We start from the raw sequence: 24,180 nt of genomic DNA, 5'->3' as shown, positions 1-24,180 counted from the left end.
GCGCGGCGGATCGTTCGTCTAGCATGTCCGGGTTGGGTCGTAAAATCAGGCGGTTCCGGTCGGCCCGTCCAGAACCTGTCGGATGCGGGCGGAAAGGCCGACGCGCTTGTACGGCTTGTCGATCAGATCGAACTCCGCGCCGCGCGCATCGACCCGTTCGATCGATGCCTCCGCATAGCCGGTGGTCAGCAGAACCTTCAGTCGCGGCCGCCGGCGCCGCGCCTCGCGCGCCAGCATCACGCCGTTCATGCCGCCCGGCATGATCAGGTCGGTGAACAACAGGTCGATCGGACGGCCGCTTTCGATGATCGTGATCGCTTCCGGCCCGTTGCCTGCGCGCAGGACGCGATAGCCGAAATCGTTCAGGATCGCTTCGGCCAGATCGCCGACATCCGCCTGATCCTCGACCACCAGCACCGTCTCGTGCCCCTGCGATTCCGCTTCCGCACGGGGCCGGCCACGCCCGACCGGATCGGGCGCGCTGTCGACCGCGGGAAAGAACAGGCGAATGGTCGTTCCAGCGCCCTCCTGCGATTCGATCCGCAATGCGCCGTTCGACTGTTTCATGAAGCCATAGACCATCGACAGACCCAGCCCGGTGCCCTTGCCCTGATCCTTGGTCGTGAAGAACGGTTCGGTCACGCGGTCGCGGACCTGTGGCGGCATTCCGACGCCGGTATCGCCGATCGACAGCGCGATGTACTCGCCCGCGACGACATCCCCGAACCGTGCGTCGGTCGGGTCGATCGTGACCCGCTCGACCCCGATCCGCACCGCGCCGCCATCCGGCATCGCATCGCGTGCATTGTTCAGGATGTTCAGGATCGCCATTTCCGCCTGCACGGGATCGATCCGGGCGTTGCATTCGGTGCCGCAGCGTTGCGCGTCGATCGTGATGGGGGCGGGGGCGATCGTCCGCTCCAGCACCGGCATCAGCGAATCGATCAGATCGTCGACGTTGACGACGCGCCCCTGCAACTTCTGCTTGCGCGAGAACGCCAGCAGCTGCTGCGTCAGTCCCGCGCCGCGTTCGGCCGCCTCCATGACGGCGCGCAGCGACCGGCGGGCGCGTTGCGGATCGACCGGACGATCGTCGGCGCGATCGATCTGGGTCAGCAGCATGTCGGTGAACCCCTGGATCACCGTCAGCAGATTGTTGAAGTCATGCGCGATGCCGCCGGTCAACTGGCCGACCGCCTCCATCTTCTGCGCTTGTCGCAATCCCTCCTCGGCATCGCGACGACGGCTGACGTCCAGCTGCGATGCGAAGAAGTAGCGCAGCGTGCCGTCGGTATCGAAGACCGGCGATACGAACAGCGCGTTCCAGAACGCACTGCCGTTCTTTTTGTAATTCAGGATTTCGACCGATGTCTCGCGCCGCTGCTCCACCGCGCGACGGATTTCCGCCACCGTTTCGCGGTCCGTTTCCGGCCCCTGAAGCAAGCGGCAGTTCTGGCCGATCAGTTCCTCCATCGAATATCCGGTCATGCCGATGAACGCCGGATTGGCGAATACGATCGGATTGTCGTGGCTGTGCGGATCGGTGACGATCATCGGCATGCGGGTGGTTTCGACGGCGGCGAAGAAGATTTCGTTCTTGCGATCCCCCATGTCGGCGCTGGGGTGTCCCAGATGCGGCGTCGGACCGCCGCCGGGCTTCTCGGGGCTTGGTGCATTCGGCATGTCGGATTATTCTACCGTCTGGATGGCCGTCGTCAAACGTCGGGGGCGTACAATGTTCCGCTTGCGATAGACGCGGGCCGAATGAACTTCACGCGGTTTCAATACGTTGCGAATTTCATGAATCCATTCCGTCACGCCATTGCGGCTCAGGTCCGCGCCATTACCGGGGCCGGGGACGGCGCGATCGATCTACGCCGGCCGCCCGGCGACGACGGGCTGTTCGGGCCGGGATCAGTCAGCTGGCGCGTGCATGGTGATTTCTCGTCGATGATGATCGGGGGCACGGCGGCGCTGCTGGTGCAGATGCTGCATCCCGCCGCATTGGCTGGGGTGTGGGACCACAGCAATTTCCGCCGCGACATGCTGGGCCGGCTCAAACGCACGGCGCAATTCATCGCCGGCACCACCTATGGCGGCACGGCGGAGGCGGAACGGCTGATCGATCATGTCCGCCACATTCACGACCGCGTGCACGGCACGTTGTCCGACGGGACGCGCTACGATGCGAACGACCCGCATCTGCTGACGTGGATCCACGTCGCGGAAACCGACTCGTTCCTGCGCGGCTATCTGCGCTACCGCGATCCCGGCCTGTCGCGCGCCGATCAGGACCGGTATTTCGCGGAGAACGTGGTCGTCGCACAGCGGCTGGGTGCCATCGACGTGCCCGACAGTCGTGCTGCGGTCGATGCCTATCTGGTCGCGATCCGTCCAGAGCTACGCTTCGACGATCGGACGCGTACGGTTCGCGACGCACTGGTGCGGCAACCCTTGCCCAATCCGCTGATGCGCAGCGTCGGCGCGCTCAATATCGCTGCGGCCACCGACCTGCTGCCCCCATGGGCGCGCACCATGCTTGGCCTGGGCGGGCGCGAGCGGGCAGGCGTGGCGGCACGGACCGGCGCGCGCGGCATGGCGCAGGTGCTACGCTGGGCGCTGAACGGGTCGGCATCGGAGAAGACGGCGCGCGCGCAGCGATAGCGGCTCGCGCGCCCGTCACATCGGGGGCAGGCCCGCGCGCAACTCTTCCACCCACGGTCGCGCGACGCCGTCCGACGGCGCGCGCCAGTCGCCGCGCGGCGAAAGCGCGCCGCCCGGCGATACCTTCGGCCCGTTCGGCATCGCCGACCGCTTGAACTGACTGGTCTGGAAGAAACGCCACAGGAATTTTTCCAGCCACATCGCGATCGTCGGCAGATCGTATGCGCCCTTCGCATCGTCGGCGAACCCGATCGGCCAGCGACCCGCACCGGCTTCCCGCCACGCATGCCATGCCAGAAACGCGATCTTCGATGGGGCCAGTCCGTGGCGGACGACATAGTGCAGGAAGAAGTCGTTGAGCGCGTACGGCCCGACCCGGTCTTCGGTGCTCTGCATCCGCCCGTCGTCGCTGGCGGGCACCAGCTCGGGCGAGATTTCGGTGCCGAGGATCGCATCGAGCACCGCGTCGGTCCCGGCATCGAACTGTTCGGTGCGGATCGCCCAGCGGATCAGATACTGGATCAGCGTCTTGGGTACGCCGGCGTTGATGCCGTAATGGCTCATCTGGTCGCCGACGCCATAGGTGCACCATCCCAGCGCCAGCTCGGACAGGTCGCCGGTGCCCAGCACGATCCCCTCGCGCTGGTTGGCCAGGCGGAACAGGTAATCGGTGCGCAACCCGGCCTGCACGTTCTCGAACGTCACGTCGTACACCGCCTCGCCGTGGGCGAAGGGGTGGTCCATGTCGCCCAGCATCTGGCGGGCGGCGGGGCGGATGTCGATCTCGTCGCCGGTGATGCCCAATGCGCGCATCAACGTCCACGCATTCGACTTCGTTTGGTCGCCCGTCGCGAAGCCCGGCATGGTGAAACCAAGAATATCGGCGCGCGAACGCCCCAACCGATCAAACGCCTTCACCGCCACGATCAACGCGTGGGTTGAATCGAGGCCGCCAGAAACCCCGATTATCAGTCGCTTAGCCCCTGATGCGACGAGCCGTTGCCGCAGTGCCTCGACCTGGATGTTGAACGCTTCGTAACAATCGTCGTCCAGCAATGCCGGCGTATCAGGCACGAACGGATAACGCCGGATGGTGCGCCGCAGTCCGATATCGCCATCGCTGGGCAGGTGATCGAAGCCGATCCGGCGAAACCTTGTTTCCGGGTGGCCGTTGGAGGCGGCGCAGTCATTGAACGTGCCGTTGCGCATCCGCTCCAGCCGTAGCCGTTCAAGGTCGATATCGGCATAGACCGCCTCGCTGGCCTGATCGAACCGGGTGGACGCAGCCAGTTGCTCGCCCAGTTCGAAGATCATGCCCTGTCCGTCCCACGCAAGGTCTGTGGTACTCTCGCCGGCGCCGGATGCCGAGTAGATATAGGCCGACAGCGTGCGCACCGATTGCGACGCGCACAGCAATTCCCGTTCCCGTGCCTTGCCGATCACGATGTTGGAGGCGGACAGGTTGCACAGCACCAACGCGCCCGCCATCGCACCCGCCGTCGACGGGGGGAGGGGGGCCCAGTAATCCTCGCAGATCTCCGCGTGAAACACGAAGTCGGACAGATCGTTCGCGGCGAAGATCAGGTCGGTGCCGAACGGAACGGTCCGACCCGCAACATCGATCGTCAGTCCGGTCAGCCCCGCGCCGGGCGCGAACCAGCGCTTTTCATAATATTCGCGGTAGTTGGGCAGGAAGCTCTTGGGAACCACGCCGAGAATGTGCCCTCGCGACACCGCTACGGCGCAATTATACAGCCGTCCGTTCCGGCGCAGCGCAGCCCCCAGCAACAGGACGGGCGAGAGCGACGCGCTGGCGGCCACTACATCGGCCAATGCCGCTTCGGTCGCCTCGCAGATCGTGTCCTGCAAATGCAGGTCGTCGATGGCATAGGAAGTGAGGTTCAACTCAGGGAAGACCAACAGGTCCGCGCCGGCCGCATCACCCGCCTGTGCCAGCGCGATCGCCGCGCGTCCGTTGGCCGCAGGATCGCCCACCGTAGCGGGCGGAGTACACGCACCCACGCGGACAAAACCATGGTTATGGATCGAATGAAAAGGATGCGAGGTCATGGTGCGTCCTACCGCTCCAAATCGTCTGCCGCCAGTATGCAGGGCAGCGACGAGCACACGACCTACCGAAACGGAGAGCCGCTATGACCGCTCCGCCGTTAGACTTTCGATGCGTACAGCATCCGACCTTCGCCGATCAGGTCGAACACACGGGCCAGATCGCCTTCGGCAACCGCGAAACATCCCTGGCTGCGGCCCAGTTTTCCGTGCTGTGCGATCATTTCCGGGTTGGCGTACCACGCCCCATGGATCACGATCGCACGCAACAGGGCATTGTCGTTGGTATGGTCCAACCCGACTAACCGCTGCGACCGGCCGTGCTTGCCGATATAGTAATTGTCGGTGGTGAACGCGCCTTCCGACGTCGCATTGGAGTCGGGAACGTTGCTGAAACGCTCCAGCCGGCCGCGGTGCGCAGGGTCCGAACCACTGCCGTGCGCGACGCGCATCGCCGACACGACGCCGCTATGCATATCGATGAACTGGAACCGGGGATGGAGCGAATCCAGCCCGAAGTCGGCGATCGCGATCCGGTCGGTCTTGCGAATCGTACCCGAATGTCGCGCCAGCGCCGCCTGTGCCCGCGCGAACAGGCCGGGATTGACCGTCGGCGGCGCGCTGAGCGTACGGACGGGGGCAGCGGCGACCTTCAACGGTGCGGCAGGTGGTGCCACCGGCGGCGTGGAGGCGACCGGCGCGATTGAAGAACGGGTAGTACAGCCTTGCGCCAGCATCAGACCGGCGATCCCGCCTGCCGCCTTCAACACCGCGCGCCGCGACCGTACTTCTTCGTCCTGCATCATGCCTCGCCACGCCGTTTCGTATGAACGGTATGTAAGGCATGAACTGCAAACCATCAATTAACAGCCGGTTGGACGTTCCCCCGTTCACCGCAGCGCGACCCCGCCCCGTCGCCTTGACGTGGTTAACGCGTCGTTGGAGTATCGTCGGCATGCACATCGTACGCCTGACTCTGGCGCTGGTCGCGACGACTGTTCCGGCGGTTGCACAGGATGCACGCGGACTGGCGGTCGAGCGCGCGGTGTTGGCGATGCGGCCGGGCGATCATCGCTGGGCCGACGATCCGACGCTCCCCGGACCGGTCAGTATGGTCGTCAGCGTGCCGATGCAGATGGCGTTCGTCTATCGCGGGCAGCAACTGATCGGAGCGACCACGGTGTCGACCGGAAAGCCGGGCAAGACCACGCCGATCGGCGAATACACCATCCTGCAAAAGCGGCCGTTCCATCGATCCAATCTGTATGCCAACGCACCGATGCCGTTCATGCAGCGGCTGACATGGGGCGGGGTGGCGCTGCACGCCGGCAACCTGCCGGGCTTTCCGGCGTCGCACGGATGCATCCGCATCCCGACCGCGTTCGCAGAGGCGCTGTTCGCGGTCACCCGACTGGGTGGACAGGTCGCGGTGGTCAACGACGTCATCGCGTTTCCCGCATACCGTCCGGCGGGGGAGCCGCCACGGATCGATCCGATAGGGATCGACGCGATGGCCGTCGGTGACGACCGGGTCAGCGCGGGACGGGGGCGTTCGGCGACCGACCCAGCTGCGCTAGATCGTCCGGCGTATTGACGTTGGCGATCGGTTGCCCGGTCCGGCAGCCGACCGCGCCGATCGCATCGGCGAACGCGCGTACGGCGCGCGATCCGTCGTCCGACAACAGCCGGTCGATCACGGTCGCGGCGGACACCGGCCACCATCCGACCACCGGCAGCGCGTCGAGAAAGGCGGCGTCCCCCGCCGCGTCCAGTATCGCACGCAGGTCGCCGGGCAGCGCGGGCGCATCGCATGGCACGCTGAGCACATGGTCGTAGCCATGCGCAGCGGCATGATGCAGCGCACCCGCGATCCCGCCCAGCGGCCCCAGATCGGGGGCAGGGCGGTCGGGCACGCCGGGCGGGTCGACATGCGTTCGGCCGACAACGATCAGCGCATCGACCTGTGGTCGCAACCGCCCCGCCACCCGGTCGATCAGCGTCGTGCCATCCAGCAAGGCCAGCGCCTTGTCGCTGCCGAAGCGGGTCGCGCGTCCACCGGCGAGGATCGCGCCGAGCACGCTTCTCATGATGCGAGCATCGCATCGGCGCGCACCAGCGTGCGCAGCGGCAGTCCTACGGCGGCCGCGCGCTCCAGCGCAAGGCTGGTCGCCGCCGACAGGGTCGCCAATAGAGGACACCCGGCCAACGCGGCCTTTTCTACCAGTTCGAACGAACAGCGCGACGACAGCAGTGCGAAGCCGCCGTCCCAGCCGGTCGTACCGCGCGCCATGGCCCCGATCAGCTTGTCGAACGCATTGTGCCGTCCGACATCTTCACGGACCAACCGGATCGCGCCATCGGCGGCACACAGCGCGGCGGCATGCGCGGCACCCGTCGCGCGGCCCAGCGGTTGATGATCGCGAAGCGCCGCTGCCGCCCGGAAAATTCCGGTCGCTTCGGCGCGCGATCGGGCGATGACCGGCGGCAGCGGGCGAAGCGCCTGTTCCAGGTTCTCGATGCCGCAGAGTCCGCACGAGGACTCGGACACACGGTGGCGCACGCGATCCGCGACACGCGAATGGCATTCCGGCGTCAGTGTCACGCGCAGCATCGTACCCGTCGCCACCGGATGCATGTCGACCTCGACCACCTGTCCCGCGTGGTCGACCAGCCGCTCGGCAAGCACGAAGCCATAGGCGAGATCGACCAGATCATCGGGCGTCGCCATCAGCACGGCATAGCCGAGGCCATTCACCTCGATCGCGACCGGTGCCTCAATCGCGACGGCACGCGGCTGCTCGACCATGTCGCCCGACGCCGATATCCGGGTGAACGTCGCGTCCGTCGTCGCGTCGCTCACGCCTCGATACGTACCGGGACCGCCTTGCCCGCCGGCGTCTTCGATTCGATATCGTGCCAGCCTAGAGGGATTAGCGGGTTCAATTCGGGATAGTATCCCGCGATGCATCCATCGGGCAGATCGAACGGAATGATCTTCAATCCTCGCACCCGCCGGTCGATGCCGTCGTCACCGTCGCCGACCAGCGTGACCACCTGTCCCTTGTGCAGCCCGGCCCGCTCGATTTCCTTCGGGCTCAGCAGCAGCACGTCACGCGTTCCCGAAATACCCCGGAAACGGTCGTCATAGCCGTAAATGGTCGTATTGAATTGATCGTTCGATCGCAGGGTGATGAGGCGCAACCGTCCCGGCGCGTCTTCGATCGCGGTGCCCGACAGGGTTTTGGGGATCGTGAATTCGGCCTTGCCGCTTTCGGTCTTCCACACCCGTTCGCGCGCCGGATTGCCGCGGTAAAAGCCACCCGGCTGGAACATCCGGTTCTCGAAATCATGGAATTCTTCTGGGTAGGTCGCTTCGATCAGCTTGCGGATCTTCGCATAATCGCCGGTCCATTCGTCCCAGTGGACGTTCGGGTTGGGCGGCAGCGTCGCCTTGGCGATGCCCGCGACGATCGCGACTTCAGACTTCAGATGTTCGCTGGCGGGGGGATGCGTCGCGATCGAACCGTGGATGTGGCTGAACGTATCCTCGATCGTCACGATCTGTTCGCCGCCCGCCTGCTGATCGACCTCAGTCCGCACCAGACAGGGCAACAGATACGCGACCTTGCCGTTGATGAGGTGGCTGCGGTTCAGCTTCGTCGCGATCTGAACGGTGAGGCGGATGTCCGGCCACGCCGCCTCGACCCGTTCGAGATCGGGGATCGCGCGCAAGAAATTGCCGCCCAGCGATACGAACGCATCGATATCGCGCGACAGGATCGCTTCGGCTGCGGTCACGGTGTTGTGGCCATGGTCCATCGGCGGTTCGAAGTCATACAGCTCACGCAGCCGGTCCATCGGCACCAGTTCAGGCTTTTCCGAAATACCGACCGTGCGCTGGCCCTGCACGTTGCTGTGGCCACGCACCGGCGAAATGCCGGTCCCGTCGCGTCCGATATTCCCCTTCATCAGCATCAGGTTCACGTAGGTCGCGACATTGTCGTATCCGTGCACCTGCTGGGTCAGGCCCATGCCGTAAATGCCGATCGTGCGATCGGCTTCGACATAGACCTGCCCCGCCGCCTCGATCGCCGAACGCGTCAGCCCGCTCTCGCGTTCGATATCGGCCCAGTCGGTCGCCCGGACCATCGTTTCGAACGCGTCGAAGCCGTGGGTATGCTGCGCGATGAAGTCGACGTCGAGGACATGGACCTTGTTCGCCGCCCAGCTTGCGTCCTCGACGGCGAAAACGTGCTTCGCCAAGCCGATCAGTACCGCCACGTCGCCGCCGGGACGGACCTGATGATATTGGCTGGAGATCGGCGTCGACGTCCGCGTCGCCATTTCGATCGGGTTCTGCGGATCGGTGAACGCGATCAGTCCCGGTTCCTTGACCGGGTTGAACGTAACGATCTTGCAGCCGCGCTTCACCGCGTCGCGTAGCGGGTGCAGGAAGCGCGGGCTGTTGGACCCGGTATTCTGGCCGAAGAAGAAGATCGCGTCGCAATGTTCGAAATCGTCGAGCACCGACGTGCCGACCGGCGCGCCGATGGTCTTCTTGAGCGCCACCGACGTCGTTTCGTGGCACATGTTCGAACTGTCGGGCAGGTTGTTGTGCCCGTAGAGCCGACCGAACAGCGCAAAAAGGTACGAGGTTTCGAGACTGGCACGACCCGAGGCGTAGAAGATCGCCTTTTTCGGGTCGATCGCCTTCAGTTCGGCACCGATCGCCGCGAACGCTTCGTCCCAGCTGCATTCGACATAATGGTCGGTCGCATGGTGGTATCGCATCGGGTGCGTCAGCCGGCCCTCATGTTCGAGGTCGAAGTCCTTCCAGCCCTTCAGTTCGGTGACGCTGTGCTTCGCGAAGAAATCGGGACCGCAGCGATTGGGCGTCAGATCCCACAACGTCGCCTTCGCACCGTTCTCGCAGAATTCGAAAGGATGCGGCTCGGCCGGCTTGCCCCATGCGCAGGATGTGCACATGAACCCCTTCGGCTTGTTCTGGCGGGCAAGCTGCGCCAACGCGGCAGGGCGGTTGCGCTCCTTCGCCAGAATCTTCGACATGCCCTTGACCGATCCCCAGCCGCCGGCCGGGTCGTCATATCCTACCGTATCGCTGCGATCCGCCACGTCGTTTCTTCCCGCCAGAGCTATCAATCCTGGACGCGGGGATGCGCCGGAAAGTTCCCTTTATCCAATCCGTTCGACCGCCATCGCGGTCGCTTCGCCACCGCCGATGCACAGCGATGCCAGTCCGCGCCGCTGACCGGTCGTCTCCAGCGCGGACAACAAGGTCGCCAGCACCCGCGCACCGCTCGCGCCGATCGGATGCCCCAGCGCACAGGCACCGCCATGGATGTTCAGCGCGTCGTGCGGCAGGCCCAGATCGTGAATCGCGATCATCGCGACGCAGGCGAACGCCTCGTTCACCTCGAACAGGTCGACGTCGCCGGTCGACCAGCCTGCGCGCTCCAACGCCTTGCGCATCGCGAAGACGGGTGCGCTGGCGAAGCGCGACGGGGCATGGGCATGACCGGCATGCGCCACGACGCGTGCGATCGGGGTGATCCCCAGCCGGTCGGCAACCGATGCGCGGGTCAGCACCAGCGCGGCGGCACCGTCCGATATCGACGATGCGTTGGCCGCGGTGATCGTACCTTCTTTGGAAAAGGCGGGTTTGAGCGTCGGAATCTTCGCAACGTCGCCGCGCGCGGGCTGTTCATCGACGCGAACGGTGGTGCGGCCCTTGCGGCCTTCGATCTCCACCGTCACGATCTCGCGATCGAACGCACCTTCTGCCTGCGCCCGCTGTGCGCGGTGGAGCGATTCGATCGCGAACGCATCCTGGGCATCGCGGGTGAACTGATATTCGGCGGCGCTCTCCTCGGCAAAGCTGCCCATCAGCCGACCGGGTTCATAGGCGTCTTCCAGCCCGTCGAGATACATGTGATCGATCAGGCGGTCGTGCCCGATCCGCGCGCCCGACCGGTGACGTAGCGAAAGATAGGGGGCGTTGGTCATGCTCTCCATCCCGCCCGCTACGATCAGGTCGGCCGATCCAGCGGCCAGCGCGTCGGCGGCCATGATCGCGGCCTGCATGCCCGATCCGCACATCTTGTTCACGGTCGTCGCCTCGACATGGGCGGGCAGTCCGGCCCCGATCGCCGCCTGTCGCGCGGGTGCCTGTCCAAGCCCGGCGGGCAGGACGCAGCCCATATAGATGCGCTCGATCGCATCGCCTGGAACGCCGGCCCGTTCGACCGCCGCCCCGACCGCCGTCGCACCCAGTTGCGTCGCGGTCGCCCCCGACAGGCTGCCCTGAAAACTGCCCATTGGCGTACGGGCGTAGGACAGGATGACGACGGGATCGGACATGAGGCTCTCCACAGTTTCTCGTTTCTCTTGATACGATATCTAGGGCGGCGGGGTCACGGCGGCAATCTGGCGGATCGCGAGGGGAGCGGGTAGGGCGGAGCGATGTCCGACAGCCTGCCCGCCGCCTTCTGGCCGATCCTGCTCGGACTGCTCGGCGCAGTGTTTGGCAGTTTCATCGCGACGCTGGCGATCCGGTGGCCTGCCGGGCGATCTGTCGCCGACGGACGGTCGCGATGCGATGCGTGCGGTACGGTGCTGCGCGCGCGCGATCTGGTGCCGGTATTGACCTTCGTTTTCCGGCGCGGGCGGTGTGCGACCTGCGGAGGGCGGATCGACCGGTCGCACGTCGTGATCGAACTGTGCGGACTGGCGATCGGCGTGATCGCCGGATGGTTGGCACCGGGGCTGGCCGGGGTCGCCGGGGCGGGGTTCGGGTGGTTGTTGCTGGCGGCGGGCGCGGTCGATCTGGCCGCCTTCTGGTTGCCCGACCGGCTGACCGGGTTGCTGGCGGTAACGGGGCTGGCCGGCGGGCTGGCGGGATTGGCCCCCGCTCCGGTCGCGCGCGCATGGGGCGGGGTCGCCGGGTTCGTCAGCCTGTGGTTGGTGGCGGCCGGCTATCGACGGCTGCGCGGCCGGATCGGGCTGGGCGGTGGCGATCCGAAGCTGTTCGGCGCGATCGGGCTGTGGCTCGGCTGGGCGGCGCTGCCGGGCGTGCTGCTGGGCGCGTGCCTGATCGGGCTGATGGGCGTGGCAATCGCGGCGGCAGGCGGGCGGCGGATACGGGCGACCGATCGGCTGCCGCTGGGCACACTATTGGCGGCCGCGGCGTTCGGCGGATGGATGGCGCAGGCGGTCGGTTAGACCGGATCGATGCGATATTCGATCGGCTTGAATGTTCCGCCGTTCGAATCAGGGGCTGAACATGCGGTCAGCCCGATCACCAGATCGATCGCCGCGCGGAAGCTGATCGAATCGCCCGCCTTGGAGATCGGCGGCAGGACGCGCAGCTTGCCCGTCTCGCCATCGACCGGCACGTTCATGAAGCAGTTGAACGCCACGGGGATACGGTCCGGCACGACGCCGAACGGTGCCAGTGCCTCTGCCAGATTGCCGAAACACCCGCGATGGGGCGGTAAATCGGGATAAAAATGGTGGAACGTGTCGTACGAACACGGCGTCAGCAAGAAATCATGCCGCCCGACCGTATCCGCTACGATCTCCAGCAGCACGCGGCTGCGGTTCGAATACAGCGAATGGCCGGTCGTCAGATAGATCGTCTCGGCATAATCGAGCGTCCGGCCGGACGACACGACCTCGTCCAGATCGTCGGCGCTGAACGCCAGCAGATCGGCGACCTGTTCGCCGCGCGGATCGATCACCGTAAGCGTCTCGCCGGCCATCAGCAGGAACGCGGTGCCCGACCGCTCGGGGATCGTGACGGTCATTTCGCGTCGCCCGACGCTTCGCCCGAATAGTGGAAGGGGCACGCCCAGCGGTCGTCGACGACCCGTCCGCTATACTGCCGTGCCTCGCTCAACGCACCGTGACGCGCGAGCATCGGGTTGCGGCTTCCCGCCAGTGCTTCGTCGCGCACGAGGATCTTTTCGCGCATGACCTCGTACTTGCCCTCGGCGCGCAGCCGTTCGAACTGGTCGTGCAGGTTGAACACCAGCGTCGGCCGTTCGAAGCGTCGCGCGGGACGGCTGGCGTTGGGGTGCAACCCGACGATGAAGAACGCCTCTCCGCCGAAGCTGAGCGAGAAATGGGGGTTGTCGGGATCGGTACTCACGCGCGGGTCATAATCCTGCCCCCGCCACACGTCCTTGTCCGACAGCGACTGGACACGATCCCACAGCGCGCGTTCGAACGCCGGTTCGGACAGGTCGTCCGGCCCTTCGAACACCACCGCGAAGCTACGATACATCGCGCGGTCCTGACGATAGCGTTCTGCAAGCCGCATCAGCGAATCATGAATGCGTACGTCGTCCCACGCACTATCGATCCGCGAGCAGGCAAGAACGTCGAGCGTTCCCTTCGCCATCGCTGATTTGGCCCCAACGCATGGAAACGCCCGGTCCTCGACATGGGCGAACAGGGTTGCTTCGAGACGATCCTGCGCCTCGTGCTTCCAGTTGAACATTTGCGGAGATCCCGACCCGGTTGTTGGGCGAATAGTACGTTTCGACTAATGCGGCGGTTCCGTCACGGTTGACGTGAAAAGCGACAGCGGCAACACAGGGTCGTGACCAAACGCCTGCTTCTGGATGATTTCCTCCCCTATCGCCTGTCGATCGCGTCGAACCGCGTGTCGGACGCGATCGCATCGACTTATCGTTCGCTGTTTGGGCTGCGAATTCCCGAATGGCGGCTGGTGACGGTGATCGCGGAAGCCGACGGCATCACGCAACAGGCGCTGTGCGTCGCTACCCGCATGGACAAGGTGACGGTCAGCCGCGCCGCGATCGCGCTGGTCGATCGCGGACTGATCGAACGTCGCGCCAACGCCAGCGACCAGCGGTCGCACCTGCTGGACCTGACCCCCGCCGGGCGCACCCTGTATGACGACGTAGCGCCGCGTGCGCTGGCGATCGAGGAGCAGTTGTTCGCCGGGTTCGATGCGGCGGAGACCGACGTGCTGCGCGACATGTTGACCCGGATACAGGCTGCGGCGGATGCGCTGGAAGAAACGGTCGGCGGCGTCCGTCCTTAATATTTGTCCCGCCGGGGCTTCTGCTGACGCTTGCTGGGCAGCGTGTCGGCGATGCGTGCGCCACGGTGGCCGATCGGACGCGGGCGACCGGTCGTGGAATCCACTGCCGTCTGCCGCTCCGCTTCGGCATTGATCTCCGCACCGATCAGGATGGCAAGGCTGGAAACGAACAGCCACATCAGCAGCACCACGACCGCACCCAACGCGCCATAGGTCGCGTTGTAGTTGGCGAAGTTCGCGGCATAGATGCCGAACAGCACCGTCGCCAGCAGCCAAAGTACCGTGGCAGCCGTCGACCCGACCGACAGCCAGCGCCAGCGCGCCCGTGCACGGTCGGGGCCGTAGCGATAGGCGAAGGCGATTGCTGCGCTGGCGATGCCGCCCGCGACCAGCCACGTCGTCGCCTGGATCGCGATCGCGCCGCCGGTGCCGAGGAACGAAGTCGCGTTGCGCAACCACGTCAGCACGCCCGCCGATAGGATGCCGACGATCGCGGCAACTACGGCGGCCAGCGTAATCATCGCCGACAACAGCGTCGTGGTGATGATGCTGCGTTCGTCTTCCTCTTCGTAGATCACGTTCAGCGCCTGGATGATCGCACTTGATGCCCGCATCGCGCCATAGATCGCGAAGAACAGCGCGATGGCCAGCCCGAAACCGGTTTGACTGGCGGCGGTGGTGACGACGGCGATCAACTGGTCTGAAATCAACCGGGCGGCATCCGCAGGCACCAGTTCGAAAATCGTCTGCATATGGCGCGATACGGCTTCGGGATCGGCGATCAGGCCATAGGTCATGACGATCGCGCCCAGCATCGGCACGATCGACAGGAACGCATAGAAGGCGACTCCCGCCGCCATCAGCGTCAGGTTGTGATAGCCGACCATCACATAGACCCGGCCGAAAATTGCTTTCCATGCCGCCCATGGATGCTGACCGGGGTGGGCGGATTGGCCGCCCGGAATGGTCGCTGGATCGGTTTGCACTGCGGTATCGGTCACGGACGTCCCCTTGGATGCACAGTGCAACGTCCGCAACGCGATTGGGATGCATCGGGTTGTTATGAACCAAATCGTCCGCAACGCGTTCAGCGGGCAAGGGGGGTTGTGCGCCGCAACCCGAATGAGCGTACGGGGACGATTGTTGGGGAATTTTCGGAGCCGCGCGATCCGGGCCTTGCTGGCAGGATCGGTGCTTGCACCGGCAGCCGCGAATGCGTCGCCGGTAGCATGGCCAGTAGCGCTTCAGACTGTCGCCACGGTCCAGCCGGTCGTTGCCGATCAAACCCGACCGCCACAGGCACCCGACGCCCCACCACCACAGGCGCCTGACGAAGGCCCCATCGTACCGGATCCCGAATTCGACGCGGCGATGCCGTCGCTTTCGGGTGACATCAATGCCCCGCTGGAACCGATCGCCGGTTTCGACGCGCCCGCCGCCCCGGTGCCACAGGCCGGCGTGCAGGCGCAAACCACCCCGCCGGCACCCGTTGCCGCGCCGCGCCCCACCGTTCCGGCCAGCGAAGCCGCCGTCCCCGCCGAGACGCTGCCCGACGCTGTGCTGACCGAAGCGCCCGAGCTGGCGCAGCCGCTGCCCCCGCTGAACAGCTTCAACGTCGAACCGGTCGAGGTCGCGGGCGTCGACGATGCCCGCGCGGTCGTGATCCGGTACGACACCGTCATCAACGGGTTGGACGATATCGATGGCACGGCGCAGTTCCGGTCGCTGTCCGCGCTGGAAGAAGGCGACGGCAAGGCCGCGAACGCGACGATGGTGCAGGCACGCGCGAAAGAGGACGAGCAGCTGGCCGTCCGCATCATGCATGCCAAGGGCTATTATGACGGCACCGCCATTTCGGCGATCGAACAGCCGCAGGGCGGACGGTTGCGCGCCGTCGTCACCGCGTCGCCCGGCCGGCAGTACAAGCTTGGATCGATCCGCATCGTGGCGCAGCCGACCGTACCGGCGGGCATGATCGACGCCGCGTTGCCGCTGAAGGTCGGCGATCCGATCGAAGCCGAACGGGTGCAGGGCGCGGAGGCCAATGTCAGCCTGACGTTGCCGCAGCGCGGTTATCCGTTCGTGCAGGTGGGACAGCGCGATATCCTGCTCGACGATACGACCGTCACCGGCGCGTATACACTGCCGGTCGATACCGGTCCGCGCGCGTCGTTCGGCACCTATTCCACCACCGGCAAGCTGGCGTTCGATGCCGAGCATGTCGGCGTGCTGGCGCGGTTCGATCGCGGCGAGTTGTACGACAATCGCAAGGTCGACGACCTTCGATCGGCGCTGGTCGCGACGGGATTGTTCTCCGGCGTTTCGGTCGAGCCGCAGCGTACCGGCCAGATCGCACCGGATGGCTCGGAATATGTCAATCTACTGGTCAAGCAGGATGCCGGGCCGGCGCGCACGCTGGCGGGAGAAGCCGGCTATGGCACCGGACAGGGACTGCGTGTCGAAGGGTCGTGGACGCACCGCAACCTGTTCCCGCCCGAAGGCGCGTTGATCGTGCGCGGTGTGGCGGGAACGCAGGAGCAGGGGTTGGGCGTCACGTTCCGCCGTTCGAACGCCGGACGGCGCGACCGCACTTTCCAGGTGCTCGCGAACGCCAGCCGCTCGAACTATGATGCGTTCGAGGCATTCACGGGTACGCTCGGCGTCCGCTGGTCATATGATTCGACCCCGATCTGGCAGAAGCGTTTCACCTATGCCTATGGCGGCGAACTGATCGGCACCAACGAAGACACGTACGACTTCGAAGCGGGCGAGCGGCGTCGCAAGACTTATGGCATCGCGGCGCTGCCGCTGTTCGCCGGGTTCGATACGTCCGACAATTTGCTCAATCCGACCAAGGGGTTCCGCATCAAACTGAACGTCAGTCCCGAGGCGTCGGTACAGGGGTCGGCACGGCCTTATGGCCGGTTCATGGTCGAGGGGACGGCATATTACCCAATCGGCGACAGCATCGTCATCGCGGGTCGCGCCCGTGCCGGTTCGATCCAGGGGATCGAGCGCGACGATCTGGCACCGTCGCGGCGCTATTATGCCGGCGGCGGCGGATCGGTTCGCGGCTTCGGGTTCCAGGAACTGGGGCCGCGTACGCCCGAGGTGGACGACGAAGGCAACAACCTGAACCGCCCGATCGGCGGGCGCAGCCTGAACGAATTTGCGATCGAGGCGCGCTATCGCTTCGGCAATTTCGGCATCGTGCCGTTCATCGACGCCGGGCAGGTGTATGAAAGCGCACTGCCGACCGCGTCCGACCTGCGCTTCGGCGCGGGCATCGGCGGACGTTTCTATACCAATTTCGGGCCGATGCGTGTCGATGTGGCGACGCCGCTGGCGCGGAAACCGGGGGAATCCAAGATCGCGCTCTACATCTCGATCGGACAGGCATTCTGATGGCTGACGATCTGAACCCTGTCGCGGACACCGCAACCGGTTACGCCGCGGCCGACCATGTCGCCGCGCGGCGTCCATTGTGGCTGCGTATCGTGAAATGGATCGGCATCGTACTGGCCGGGCTGATCCTGATCGCGCTGGTCGCGGTGTTCGGGATCAACACCGATCCGGGGCGGCGGTTTTTGGTCGGCAAGCTTGACGGATACACCACTGCGTCGGGGCTGAAGATCAATATCGGCCGGATCGATGGATCGCTCTATGGCGCGATGACGATCCGCGACCTGCGGTTGAGCGATACGCGCGGCGTGTTCGCCGATTCGCCGGCCATCGCCATCGATTGGCGGCCGTTCGCGTTCGCCAATGGCCATGTCGACATCCGCAGCCTGACCAGCCCACTGGTCCGCTATGTCCGCAACCCTGTATTGAAGGATACACCGCCGGGCGATCCGAACGCGCCGTTGCTGCCCGATTACGACATCGACGTGAACCGGTTGAAGGTCGACCGGATCGAAGTCGGCGCGGCGGTTACCGGGCAGCGTCATATCGCGCGAATCGACGGACAGGTGCATATCGCCGACCGTCGTGCGCAGCTGGCGGCGAACGCGGCCACGATCGCGGCGCCCGGCGTGGCCGGCGGCGACCGGATCGCGCTGAAGCTGGACGCCGTTCCCGACGACAACCGGTTCGACGTGCAGGCGCGAGTCACTGGCCCTCAGAACGGCATGATCGCCGGCATGGCCGGGCTGACCGCGCCGATCGCGGCGAGCATCGACGGACGCGGCGACTGGGCCAACTGGCAGGGCCGGCTGGCGGGCACGCTGGGCGGACGGCCGCTCGCAAACCTTGCCATCACCGGGCGCGACGGACGCTTTACCGTGCGTGGATCGACACAGCCGGGACTCATCCTCCAGGGGCCGGTCGAACGGTTGACCGCGCCGCGGCTTGACGTGGCGATCGACGCCGCGCTGGCGGACCGCAAGGCCGATACGCGTATCCGGTTGCGTTCCAGTGCGCTGGCGGTCGACGCCGCCGGTTTGATCGATCTGGGCAACAGCCGGTTCGGAAATTTTCGCACCGAAGCGATGCTGCTGACCCCGGGGGCGATCGCGCCCAATCTGAACGGCCGTTCGGTGCGCGCCGCCGTCGTTCTGGACGGCGGATTCGGCACGCCGACCGTCGATTACAAGGTACAGGCGGCGGCGATCGGTTTCGGCGAGATCGCGGTCGAGCAATTATATGCCGAAGGTCGCGCCACCGTGGACGCCGACCGCATTCTGATCCCGATCGCGGCGAAGGCGCGACGGATCACCGGGCTGAACGCCGCGGTCGGCGGGCTGGTCACCAACGTCGCGATCAACGGAGATCTGGCGATTTCAGGCGATCAGGTGCTGTCCGACAATCTGCGCATCCGGTCGGACCGGATCGACGCGACGGCGATCGTCGCCGCCAACCTGACCACCGGACGCTATACCGGCGCGATCAAGGGGCGGATCAACGAATATGAGGTTGCCAGCATCGGCATCCTGAACCTGTCGACCGACGCCAGCCTGTACGCTGCGCCGCAGGGCGGGTTCGGCATCAAGGGGCGGGTGGTGGCGCAGACCACGCGCCTGTTCAACGACGGTGTCCGCAACTTCCTCGGCGGGAACGTATCGACCACGCGGGTCGACGTCGGGGTCGATCCAGACGGTATCATCACCTTTTCCAACCTGCGAATGAACGCGCCGCAGTTCCGCATTACCGGCGGGTCGGGACGCTATGACCCGGCCGGGCCGTTGCTGGTCAACGCGGATGCCTATTCCACGCAATACGGCCCGCTATCGGCGCGCGTTACCGGCAGTGTCGCGGCGCCGCAGGTATTGCTGCGTGCGGCCCGACCGGGCGTCGGCATCGGCCTCGTCAATCTGGAAGCGCGTGTCCGGGGACAGGGTGATCGCTATGGGATACAGGCGACCGGCGGCACGAATTACGGTCCGTTCCGCGCCGACGTCCTCGTCGCCACCGGACCGCGACTGACGGCCGACATCCGTTCGGCCACCTTTGCGGGCGTCAATTTCGACGGACGGGTACAGGCGACCGATGCCGGCCCGTTCACCGGCCGGATTAACTTCGCCGGATCGGGCATCGCCGGGGTCGCCCGGCTTGGGGCGGAAGGGCGCTATCAGCGTGCCGACGTCAACGCCCGTGCGTACAATGCCGTCATTCCCGGCGACATGGGACTACGCATCGGCCGCGCAATCATCACCGCCAGCGCGGTGCTGTACGACCAGCCGGCGATCGTCGCCGACGCACAGGTCGCCAACCTGTCGATGGGCGATTTCGTACTCCAGCGCAGCCGCGCCAAGATCAACTATCGCGGCGGAAGCGGCACGGCACAGGCGTTCGCCGAAGGGTCGTCGGGGGTGCCGTTCAAGGTAGCCGCGAATGCACGGCTCAGCCCCGATCAGTATCTGGTGGCGTTGCAGGGCATGGCCAATGCGATCCCGTTCCGTACGGTCAATCCGGCGCGGATCACGCCGGCGGCAGGCGGATACCGGCTGTACCCGACGCGGATCGACTTCGCGCAGGGTTCGATCCGCGCGGCGGGCGTCTATGGCAACGGCATGTCGATCCAGACACGGCTCGACCGATTGGATCTCGGCATCATAAACGCGTTCGTACCCGGCACCGGGGTCGGCGGCACCGCGACCGGCAGCCTCGATTTTGCAGAGGCGGCGGGGCAGAGCTTCCCGCGCGCGGACGCGCGGCTGACGATCCGCAATTTCCAGCGGACCAGCCTCGCCTCGGTTTCCGAACCTGTCGATATCGTGTTCGCTGGCGACCTTCGTCCCGAAGGCGGCACCGGACGCGCGCTGGTCCGGCGCGGCACGACCACGGTCGGACGGATGGTCGCGAACCTGACCCCTCTGCCACCGGGCAGCGGATCGTGGGTCACGCGGATGCTGGCGGCACCGCTGTCGGGCGGCATTCGGTATAACGGCCCGGCCGCCGTGCTGTTCTCGTTCACAGGGTTTGCCGATCAGCAATTGTCGGGACCGATCGGCATCGCGGCGGACTTTGCCGGCCGGGTGCAGGCACCGCAACTGACCGGCGTCGTCCGGGCGAACAACCTGACGTACGAGAACGAGGCACTGGGCACGCGGCTGACCAATGTCGGGGTCAACGGACGGTTCACTAACGACCGGTTCGAGCTGGTCCAGTTCCGCGCGAAGGCGGGCGAGGGCACGGTCGCGGCGCAGGGATCGGTCGGATTGGCGGCGAACAGCGGCTTTCCGATCGATATCCGCGCGCAATTGCGCAATGCCCAACTGGCAAGCAGCGATGCGCTGGGCGCATCGGCCAGCGGCGATATCCGCATCCAGAACGGAGCGGATGGCGGGCTGATCTCCGGCGAGCTTACGATTCCCGAAGCACGCTACCAGATCATCCGTCAGGGCGCGGCCGACGTCGCGGAACTGACCGGCGTCCGTCGCAAGAGCGATGCGAACAATTCCGCAGCGGCGAAGCAGCAGGCAGCGGCGGCACCGCCGGGGCTGTTCCGGCTGGCGCTGCGCATCCGGGCGGACAACCGGCTGTTCGTGTCGGGAATGGGGCTGGAGTCCGAATGGGAGGCCGACCTGCGCATCGCGGGTACGTCCGCCGCGCCGACCATCAACGGCCAGTTGCGACTGGTACGCGGCACCTATTCGTTCGCGGGCAAGCGGTTCGAGGTCGAGCGCGGCAATATTCGTTTCGAAGGCGAGAACTTCACCAACCCGGGGATCGATATCGCCGCAACCACTACCGCCGAGGGCGTGACCGCGACGATCAACGTTACCGGCACCGCACAGGCACCGCAGATCGCGTTCAGCTCCACCCCGGCGCTGGCACAGGACGAAGTGTTGTCGCGACTGTTGTTCGGCAGCTCCGTGACGAACCTGTCGGCGACCGAGGCGATCCAGTTGGCCGCCGCGCTCAATTCGCTGCGCGGATCGGGCGGGGGCGGGCTTAACCCGCTGGGCAAGCTGCGTTCGGCAACCGGGTTCGATCGGTTGCGCGTGCTGGGCGGCGACGAGGCGACCGGACGTGGCACGTCGCTGGCGGCGGGCAAGTACCTGACCGATGACATCTATCTGGAAGTCATCACCGACGCGCGCGGCTTTACCGCCACGCAGATCCAGATCGCGCTGACCCGGACGCTCAGCGTGCTGTCGCAGACGGGATCGTTCGGTGGATCGAATGCGTCGGTACGCTACAGTCGGGACTATTGAGGAAAAAGGGGCGGCATCGGCGGATGCTACCCCCAACCGGCACGATGGCGGCGCGTTAATCTGTTTGGCGCGATATCTACCCGCTCCAGTCGATCAGGAGCCTAACGGGTCGAGAGTCATCGGCGAACCAAGGCCTGTGGTCCGCCCTATCCGTATTTAAAACTTTCCGCCCCAATTCTTCCATTATGGCCCTTAGCTCATGCGGTCGGTTCGATGGCCGGTCGATCCGCGCGGTGCGCGGCGGGATCGACGTTCCGCTAACAAGCGACCTCGTGTCGTCGGTCCGGACATGTTCCGGGTTGCGTTCGTGCAATCCGCAAGGTTGCGCCATCACATCGATTGTCAATCCGGCCTCGCTGGCGTCACCGCGGGCGACGACGGCTCGCCGCATTGGTCAAAGCACCCAGCATCGCACTGCGCAGCGGTTTGGGCCGGAACGCGTTGTCATACGCGCAGCCGCGAGCCGGCGCACCGTCCGGGCGCGGTTCGAACGTGCGCAGCCAACTATATCGGTCGCTCATGCCCCACGCGATTACGTCGCCCAGCGCGGGGTAGGACAGCATGATGTCGAGATAGGCGCGGGCGAAGTCTGCCACGCCCCGGTCGCGCGGACCGATCGCGACGGGCAGCCCCTTGTCCCGCACGTCCAGTTCGGTGACGAGCAGCCGGTAGCCCATTGCCACGACCGCATCGAGAAATTCCCGCCATCCGGGTTCCAGCCGTCGAGCCAGCGCGCCGGCATCGGTCGTGGGCGCGAACAGCCCGATATGCGACTGCACGCCAAGCGTATCGACCGGAACCCCGCGCTTCCGAAATCCTTCGAGCAAGGTCAGCACGCCCGCCCGGTGGTGTTGGTTGCGGTCTTCCCAGCTCATATAGTCGTTGTAGACGAGTTCAGCATGCGGCGCGGCGGCGCGGGCGGTGCGAAAGGCGTGGTCGAGCACCGGTTCGGTGCCGCCCATCGCGTGGGACAACGCCGTCTGACGCAATTGCCCGGTATCCGGATCGACCGCTTCGTTGACCACGTCATAGCTGTCGATCCGCTGCCCATAGCGCGCCGTCACGGTATCGATGTGATCGGTCAGGATCGCCGCCGCCGCGATCGCCGGACGGTGCCCGAAGTCATGGGTGGTAAGCCATTCCGGGAACCAGCGGCTATAGGCCCAGAACAGCGTATGGCCGCGTATCGCGAAGCCGTTGACGTGCGCCCATGCCACCATCGCGTCGAACCGGGCAAAGTCGAAGCGGTCTGCGGCGGGGCGAATTGCCTGCCACTTCATCTCGTTTTCCGGGACTAGCACGGCACATTCGCGGCGTAGCAAGGCGGCATAGTCGGGGTTGGCGAAGGTCCCGGCATCGGCACCACGCGTGCCGAAAGCGAAGGCCGATCCGAACCGCCGGCCTTTGGATGCGGCGGCCTGCTTCAACGTCGGTGACGGCGCGGCAGTGGCCGTGCCGGCGGCGAACAACCCCAATCCGGCAGCAAGCAGTGCCCGACGGTCGATGGTGGGCATGCGACGCACTCCGCTGTGACCGGGCTATAGGAATGATCAGGGCGATAAAGCCCTCAACGACCGAACGTCGCATGGTGCGCGGGAAACCGCAAATCGCTCGACAGTGGCTCCCTATCCGCCCTGCGCGGACTGTTGCGCGCGGTGCGCGAGAAACCGCAAATTGCCGGACGGTGGCTTGCGGGGAGCAGGTCGAATCTACCTTCGCCGGAGTTGTCCCGCACGGTTGCCGACCACGGGTTCGTCGCGTGGTTCACTTGCGTCCATGTGCTGCCTAGCACCGCCCATACGCTGAACGATATGGCGCCATGGCTCCCGGCACGGGTTTGTACGGTGACCGTCTTGCAAGCCGCAACGGCGCCATCGAAGAGCAGGTCGATCCACGCTGGCAGCACGGTTATTCGAGCTGGCGATACGATCCCAACGGTAGAGGTCGAAGGAGGCGAACTAATCCAGGGACCGACTCTTCCTTACCGAAGAGCCGGCCCCCTCATTCATTCCTGCCGTCGCACAGTCTGGCTGAAACGCCTGCCTCTTCAGTACCGCCGCAACAGCCCGGCAAGCTTGCCTTGTACCCGAACCTGTTCGGGCCGGTAGCGCTGGGGATCGTAGCTGCGATTGGCAGGATCGAGCCGGATCATCGCGCCTTCGCGCCGGAAATATTTGAGCGTCGCTTCGCTTTCCTCGATCAGCGCGACGACGATTTCGCCATCCCGCGCCGTCTCGGTCCGGCGAACCAGCGCATAATCGCCGTCGAGAATACCCGCCTCGACCATCGAGTCTCCGGCGACTTCGAGCGCGTAGTGATCGCCGGCACCTAGCAACGCGGCGGGCACGGGCAGCGTCGCCTGTCCCTCGATCGCCTCGATCGGCAGACCGGCGGCGATGCGACCGTGCAACGGCAGTTCGACGACGTCGTTCGCCGGAGCAGGCGTCGTGCGTGCTGCCGGCTTCGCTACCGGCTTTTTCGCCAGCGGCCGATCGGGCATCCGCAACACTTCCAGTGCACGGGCACGATTGGGCAGCCGGCGGATGAACTCACGTTCCTCCAGCGCGCTGATCAGCCGGTGCACGCCGGACTTCGACTTCAGGTCGAGCGCGTCCTTCATCTCTTCGAAGGATGGGGAAACGCCAGACGCCTTCAACCGGTCATCAATGAAACAGATCAGCTCGTGCTGCTTACGCGTGAGCATAT

Annotated in this window: 18 protein-coding genes; 6 read left to right on the top strand and 12 right to left on the bottom strand. The window is 65.7% G+C overall.

The window, feature by feature from the left end:
- Positions 1 to 45 precede the first annotated feature (45 nt).
- Positions 46 to 1,683 (bottom strand): histidine kinase famiy protein, encoded by a 1,638-nt coding sequence (locus tag IFT55_RS01335; protein ID WP_192088594.1) that lies wholly within the window; start codon positions 1,681 to 1,683, stop codon positions 46 to 48.
- Positions 1,684 to 1,800: 117 nt separating this feature from the next.
- Here IFT55_RS01335 and IFT55_RS01330 point away from each other — a divergent pair, with 117 nt between their 5' ends.
- Positions 1,801 to 2,664: an oxygenase MpaB family protein gene (locus IFT55_RS01330; RefSeq protein ID WP_192088593.1), complete on the top strand. Its 864-nt coding sequence runs from the start codon at positions 1,801 to 1,803 to the stop codon at positions 2,662 to 2,664.
- 15 nt (positions 2,665 to 2,679) lie between these two features.
- Here the strand turns inward: IFT55_RS01330 and IFT55_RS01325 are convergent, their stop codons facing one another.
- Entirely contained in the window at positions 2,680 to 4,734 is a 2,055-nt protein-coding gene (locus IFT55_RS01325) for an NAD(+) synthase (protein WP_192088592.1), read from the bottom strand.
- Between the two features lie 98 nt (positions 4,735 to 4,832).
- Positions 4,833 to 5,537, bottom strand: coding sequence for a murein L,D-transpeptidase catalytic domain family protein (locus IFT55_RS01320; protein ID WP_192088591.1), 705 nt, complete (start codon positions 5,535 to 5,537; stop codon positions 4,833 to 4,835).
- 149 nt (positions 5,538 to 5,686) lie between these two features.
- Here IFT55_RS01320 and IFT55_RS01315 point away from each other — a divergent pair, with 149 nt between their 5' ends.
- Positions 5,687 to 6,325: a L,D-transpeptidase family protein gene (locus tag IFT55_RS01315; protein WP_192088590.1), complete on the top strand. Its 639-nt coding sequence runs from the start codon at positions 5,687 to 5,689 to the stop codon at positions 6,323 to 6,325.
- On the opposite strand, the gene mobA is transcribed toward IFT55_RS01315, so the two are convergent.
- From mobA to IFT55_RS01295, 4 genes are read right to left on the bottom strand one after another with little or no spacing between them, the layout of a single operon-like run.
- Complete coding sequence (gene mobA / locus IFT55_RS01310; RefSeq protein WP_192088589.1) at positions 6,264 to 6,818, bottom strand: molybdenum cofactor guanylyltransferase; 555 nt, start codon at positions 6,816 to 6,818, stop codon at positions 6,264 to 6,266. The two genes, IFT55_RS01315 and mobA, sit on opposite strands and share 62 nt — an antisense overlap.
- Positions 6,815 to 7,591, bottom strand: coding sequence for a formate dehydrogenase accessory sulfurtransferase FdhD (gene fdhD, locus IFT55_RS01305; protein WP_446740695.1), 777 nt, complete (start codon positions 7,589 to 7,591; stop codon positions 6,815 to 6,817). Before fdhD ends, mobA begins: the two co-directional genes overlap by 4 nt.
- Positions 7,588 to 9,864, bottom strand: a complete 2,277-nt coding sequence (locus tag IFT55_RS01300) for an FdhF/YdeP family oxidoreductase (RefSeq protein ID WP_192088587.1) — start codon at positions 9,862 to 9,864, stop codon at positions 7,588 to 7,590. The genes fdhD and IFT55_RS01300 overlap by 4 nt, the downstream gene beginning before the upstream one ends.
- A gap of 60 nt (positions 9,865 to 9,924) precedes the next feature.
- Positions 9,925 to 11,109: an acetyl-CoA C-acyltransferase gene (locus IFT55_RS01295; protein WP_192088586.1), complete on the bottom strand. Its 1,185-nt coding sequence runs from the start codon at positions 11,107 to 11,109 to the stop codon at positions 9,925 to 9,927.
- Positions 11,110 to 11,211: 102 nt separating this feature from the next.
- Here IFT55_RS01295 and IFT55_RS01290 point away from each other — a divergent pair, with 102 nt between their 5' ends.
- Positions 11,212 to 11,970, top strand: coding sequence for a prepilin peptidase (locus IFT55_RS01290; RefSeq protein ID WP_192088585.1), 759 nt, complete (start codon positions 11,212 to 11,214; stop codon positions 11,968 to 11,970).
- Here IFT55_RS01290 and IFT55_RS01285 read toward each other — a convergent pair.
- Together IFT55_RS01285 and gntA are read right to left on the bottom strand one after the other, a co-directional pair.
- Positions 11,967 to 12,554, bottom strand: coding sequence for a DUF1989 domain-containing protein (locus IFT55_RS01285; protein WP_192088584.1), 588 nt, complete (start codon positions 12,552 to 12,554; stop codon positions 11,967 to 11,969). The two genes, IFT55_RS01290 and IFT55_RS01285, sit on opposite strands and share 4 nt — an antisense overlap.
- Positions 12,551 to 13,249 (bottom strand): guanitoxin biosynthesis heme-dependent pre-guanitoxin N-hydroxylase GntA, encoded by a 699-nt coding sequence (gene gntA / locus IFT55_RS01280; RefSeq protein ID WP_192088583.1) that lies wholly within the window; start codon positions 13,247 to 13,249, stop codon positions 12,551 to 12,553. Before gntA ends, IFT55_RS01285 begins: the two co-directional genes overlap by 4 nt.
- Before the next feature lie 102 nt (positions 13,250 to 13,351).
- Between gntA and IFT55_RS01275 the strand changes: the two genes are divergently transcribed.
- Entirely contained in the window at positions 13,352 to 13,819 is a 468-nt protein-coding gene (locus tag IFT55_RS01275; protein WP_342029198.1) for a MarR family winged helix-turn-helix transcriptional regulator, read from the top strand.
- Here IFT55_RS01275 and IFT55_RS01270 read toward each other — a convergent pair.
- Positions 13,816 to 14,820, bottom strand: a complete 1,005-nt coding sequence (locus IFT55_RS01270; protein WP_342029197.1) for a YihY/virulence factor BrkB family protein — start codon at positions 14,818 to 14,820, stop codon at positions 13,816 to 13,818. The two genes, IFT55_RS01275 and IFT55_RS01270, sit on opposite strands and share 4 nt — an antisense overlap.
- A 370-nt stretch (positions 14,821 to 15,190) precedes the next feature.
- Here IFT55_RS01270 and IFT55_RS01265 point away from each other — a divergent pair, with 370 nt between their 5' ends.
- Positions 15,191 to 17,224: an autotransporter assembly complex protein TamA gene (locus tag IFT55_RS01265; RefSeq protein ID WP_249403515.1), complete on the top strand. Its 2,034-nt coding sequence runs from the start codon at positions 15,191 to 15,193 to the stop codon at positions 17,222 to 17,224.
- Entirely contained in the window at positions 17,224 to 21,474 is a 4,251-nt protein-coding gene (locus tag IFT55_RS01260; RefSeq protein ID WP_192088581.1) for a translocation/assembly module TamB domain-containing protein, read from the top strand. The genes IFT55_RS01265 and IFT55_RS01260 overlap by 1 nt, the downstream gene beginning before the upstream one ends.
- A gap of 362 nt (positions 21,475 to 21,836) precedes the next feature.
- On the opposite strand, the gene IFT55_RS01255 is transcribed toward IFT55_RS01260, so the two are convergent.
- Positions 21,837 to 22,988, bottom strand: coding sequence for an endo-1,4-beta-xylanase (locus IFT55_RS01255; protein ID WP_192088580.1), 1,152 nt, complete (start codon positions 22,986 to 22,988; stop codon positions 21,837 to 21,839).
- A 533-nt stretch (positions 22,989 to 23,521) separates the two neighbouring features.
- A complete protein-coding gene (lexA, locus tag IFT55_RS01250; protein ID WP_192088579.1) occupies positions 23,522 to 24,178 on the bottom strand; it encodes a transcriptional repressor LexA in 657 nt (218 codons plus the stop codon).
- Positions 24,179 to 24,180 lie beyond the last annotated feature (2 nt).

Origin of the sequence: Sphingomonas sp. CFBP 13720, assembly GCF_014842075.1 — a bacterium.
In the GTDB taxonomy this organism is placed as follows: domain Bacteria; phylum Pseudomonadota; class Alphaproteobacteria; order Sphingomonadales; family Sphingomonadaceae; genus Sphingomonas.
Note: the sequence above shows the minus strand (reverse complement) of the source record. Positions and strands in the feature narration are given on the sequence as shown.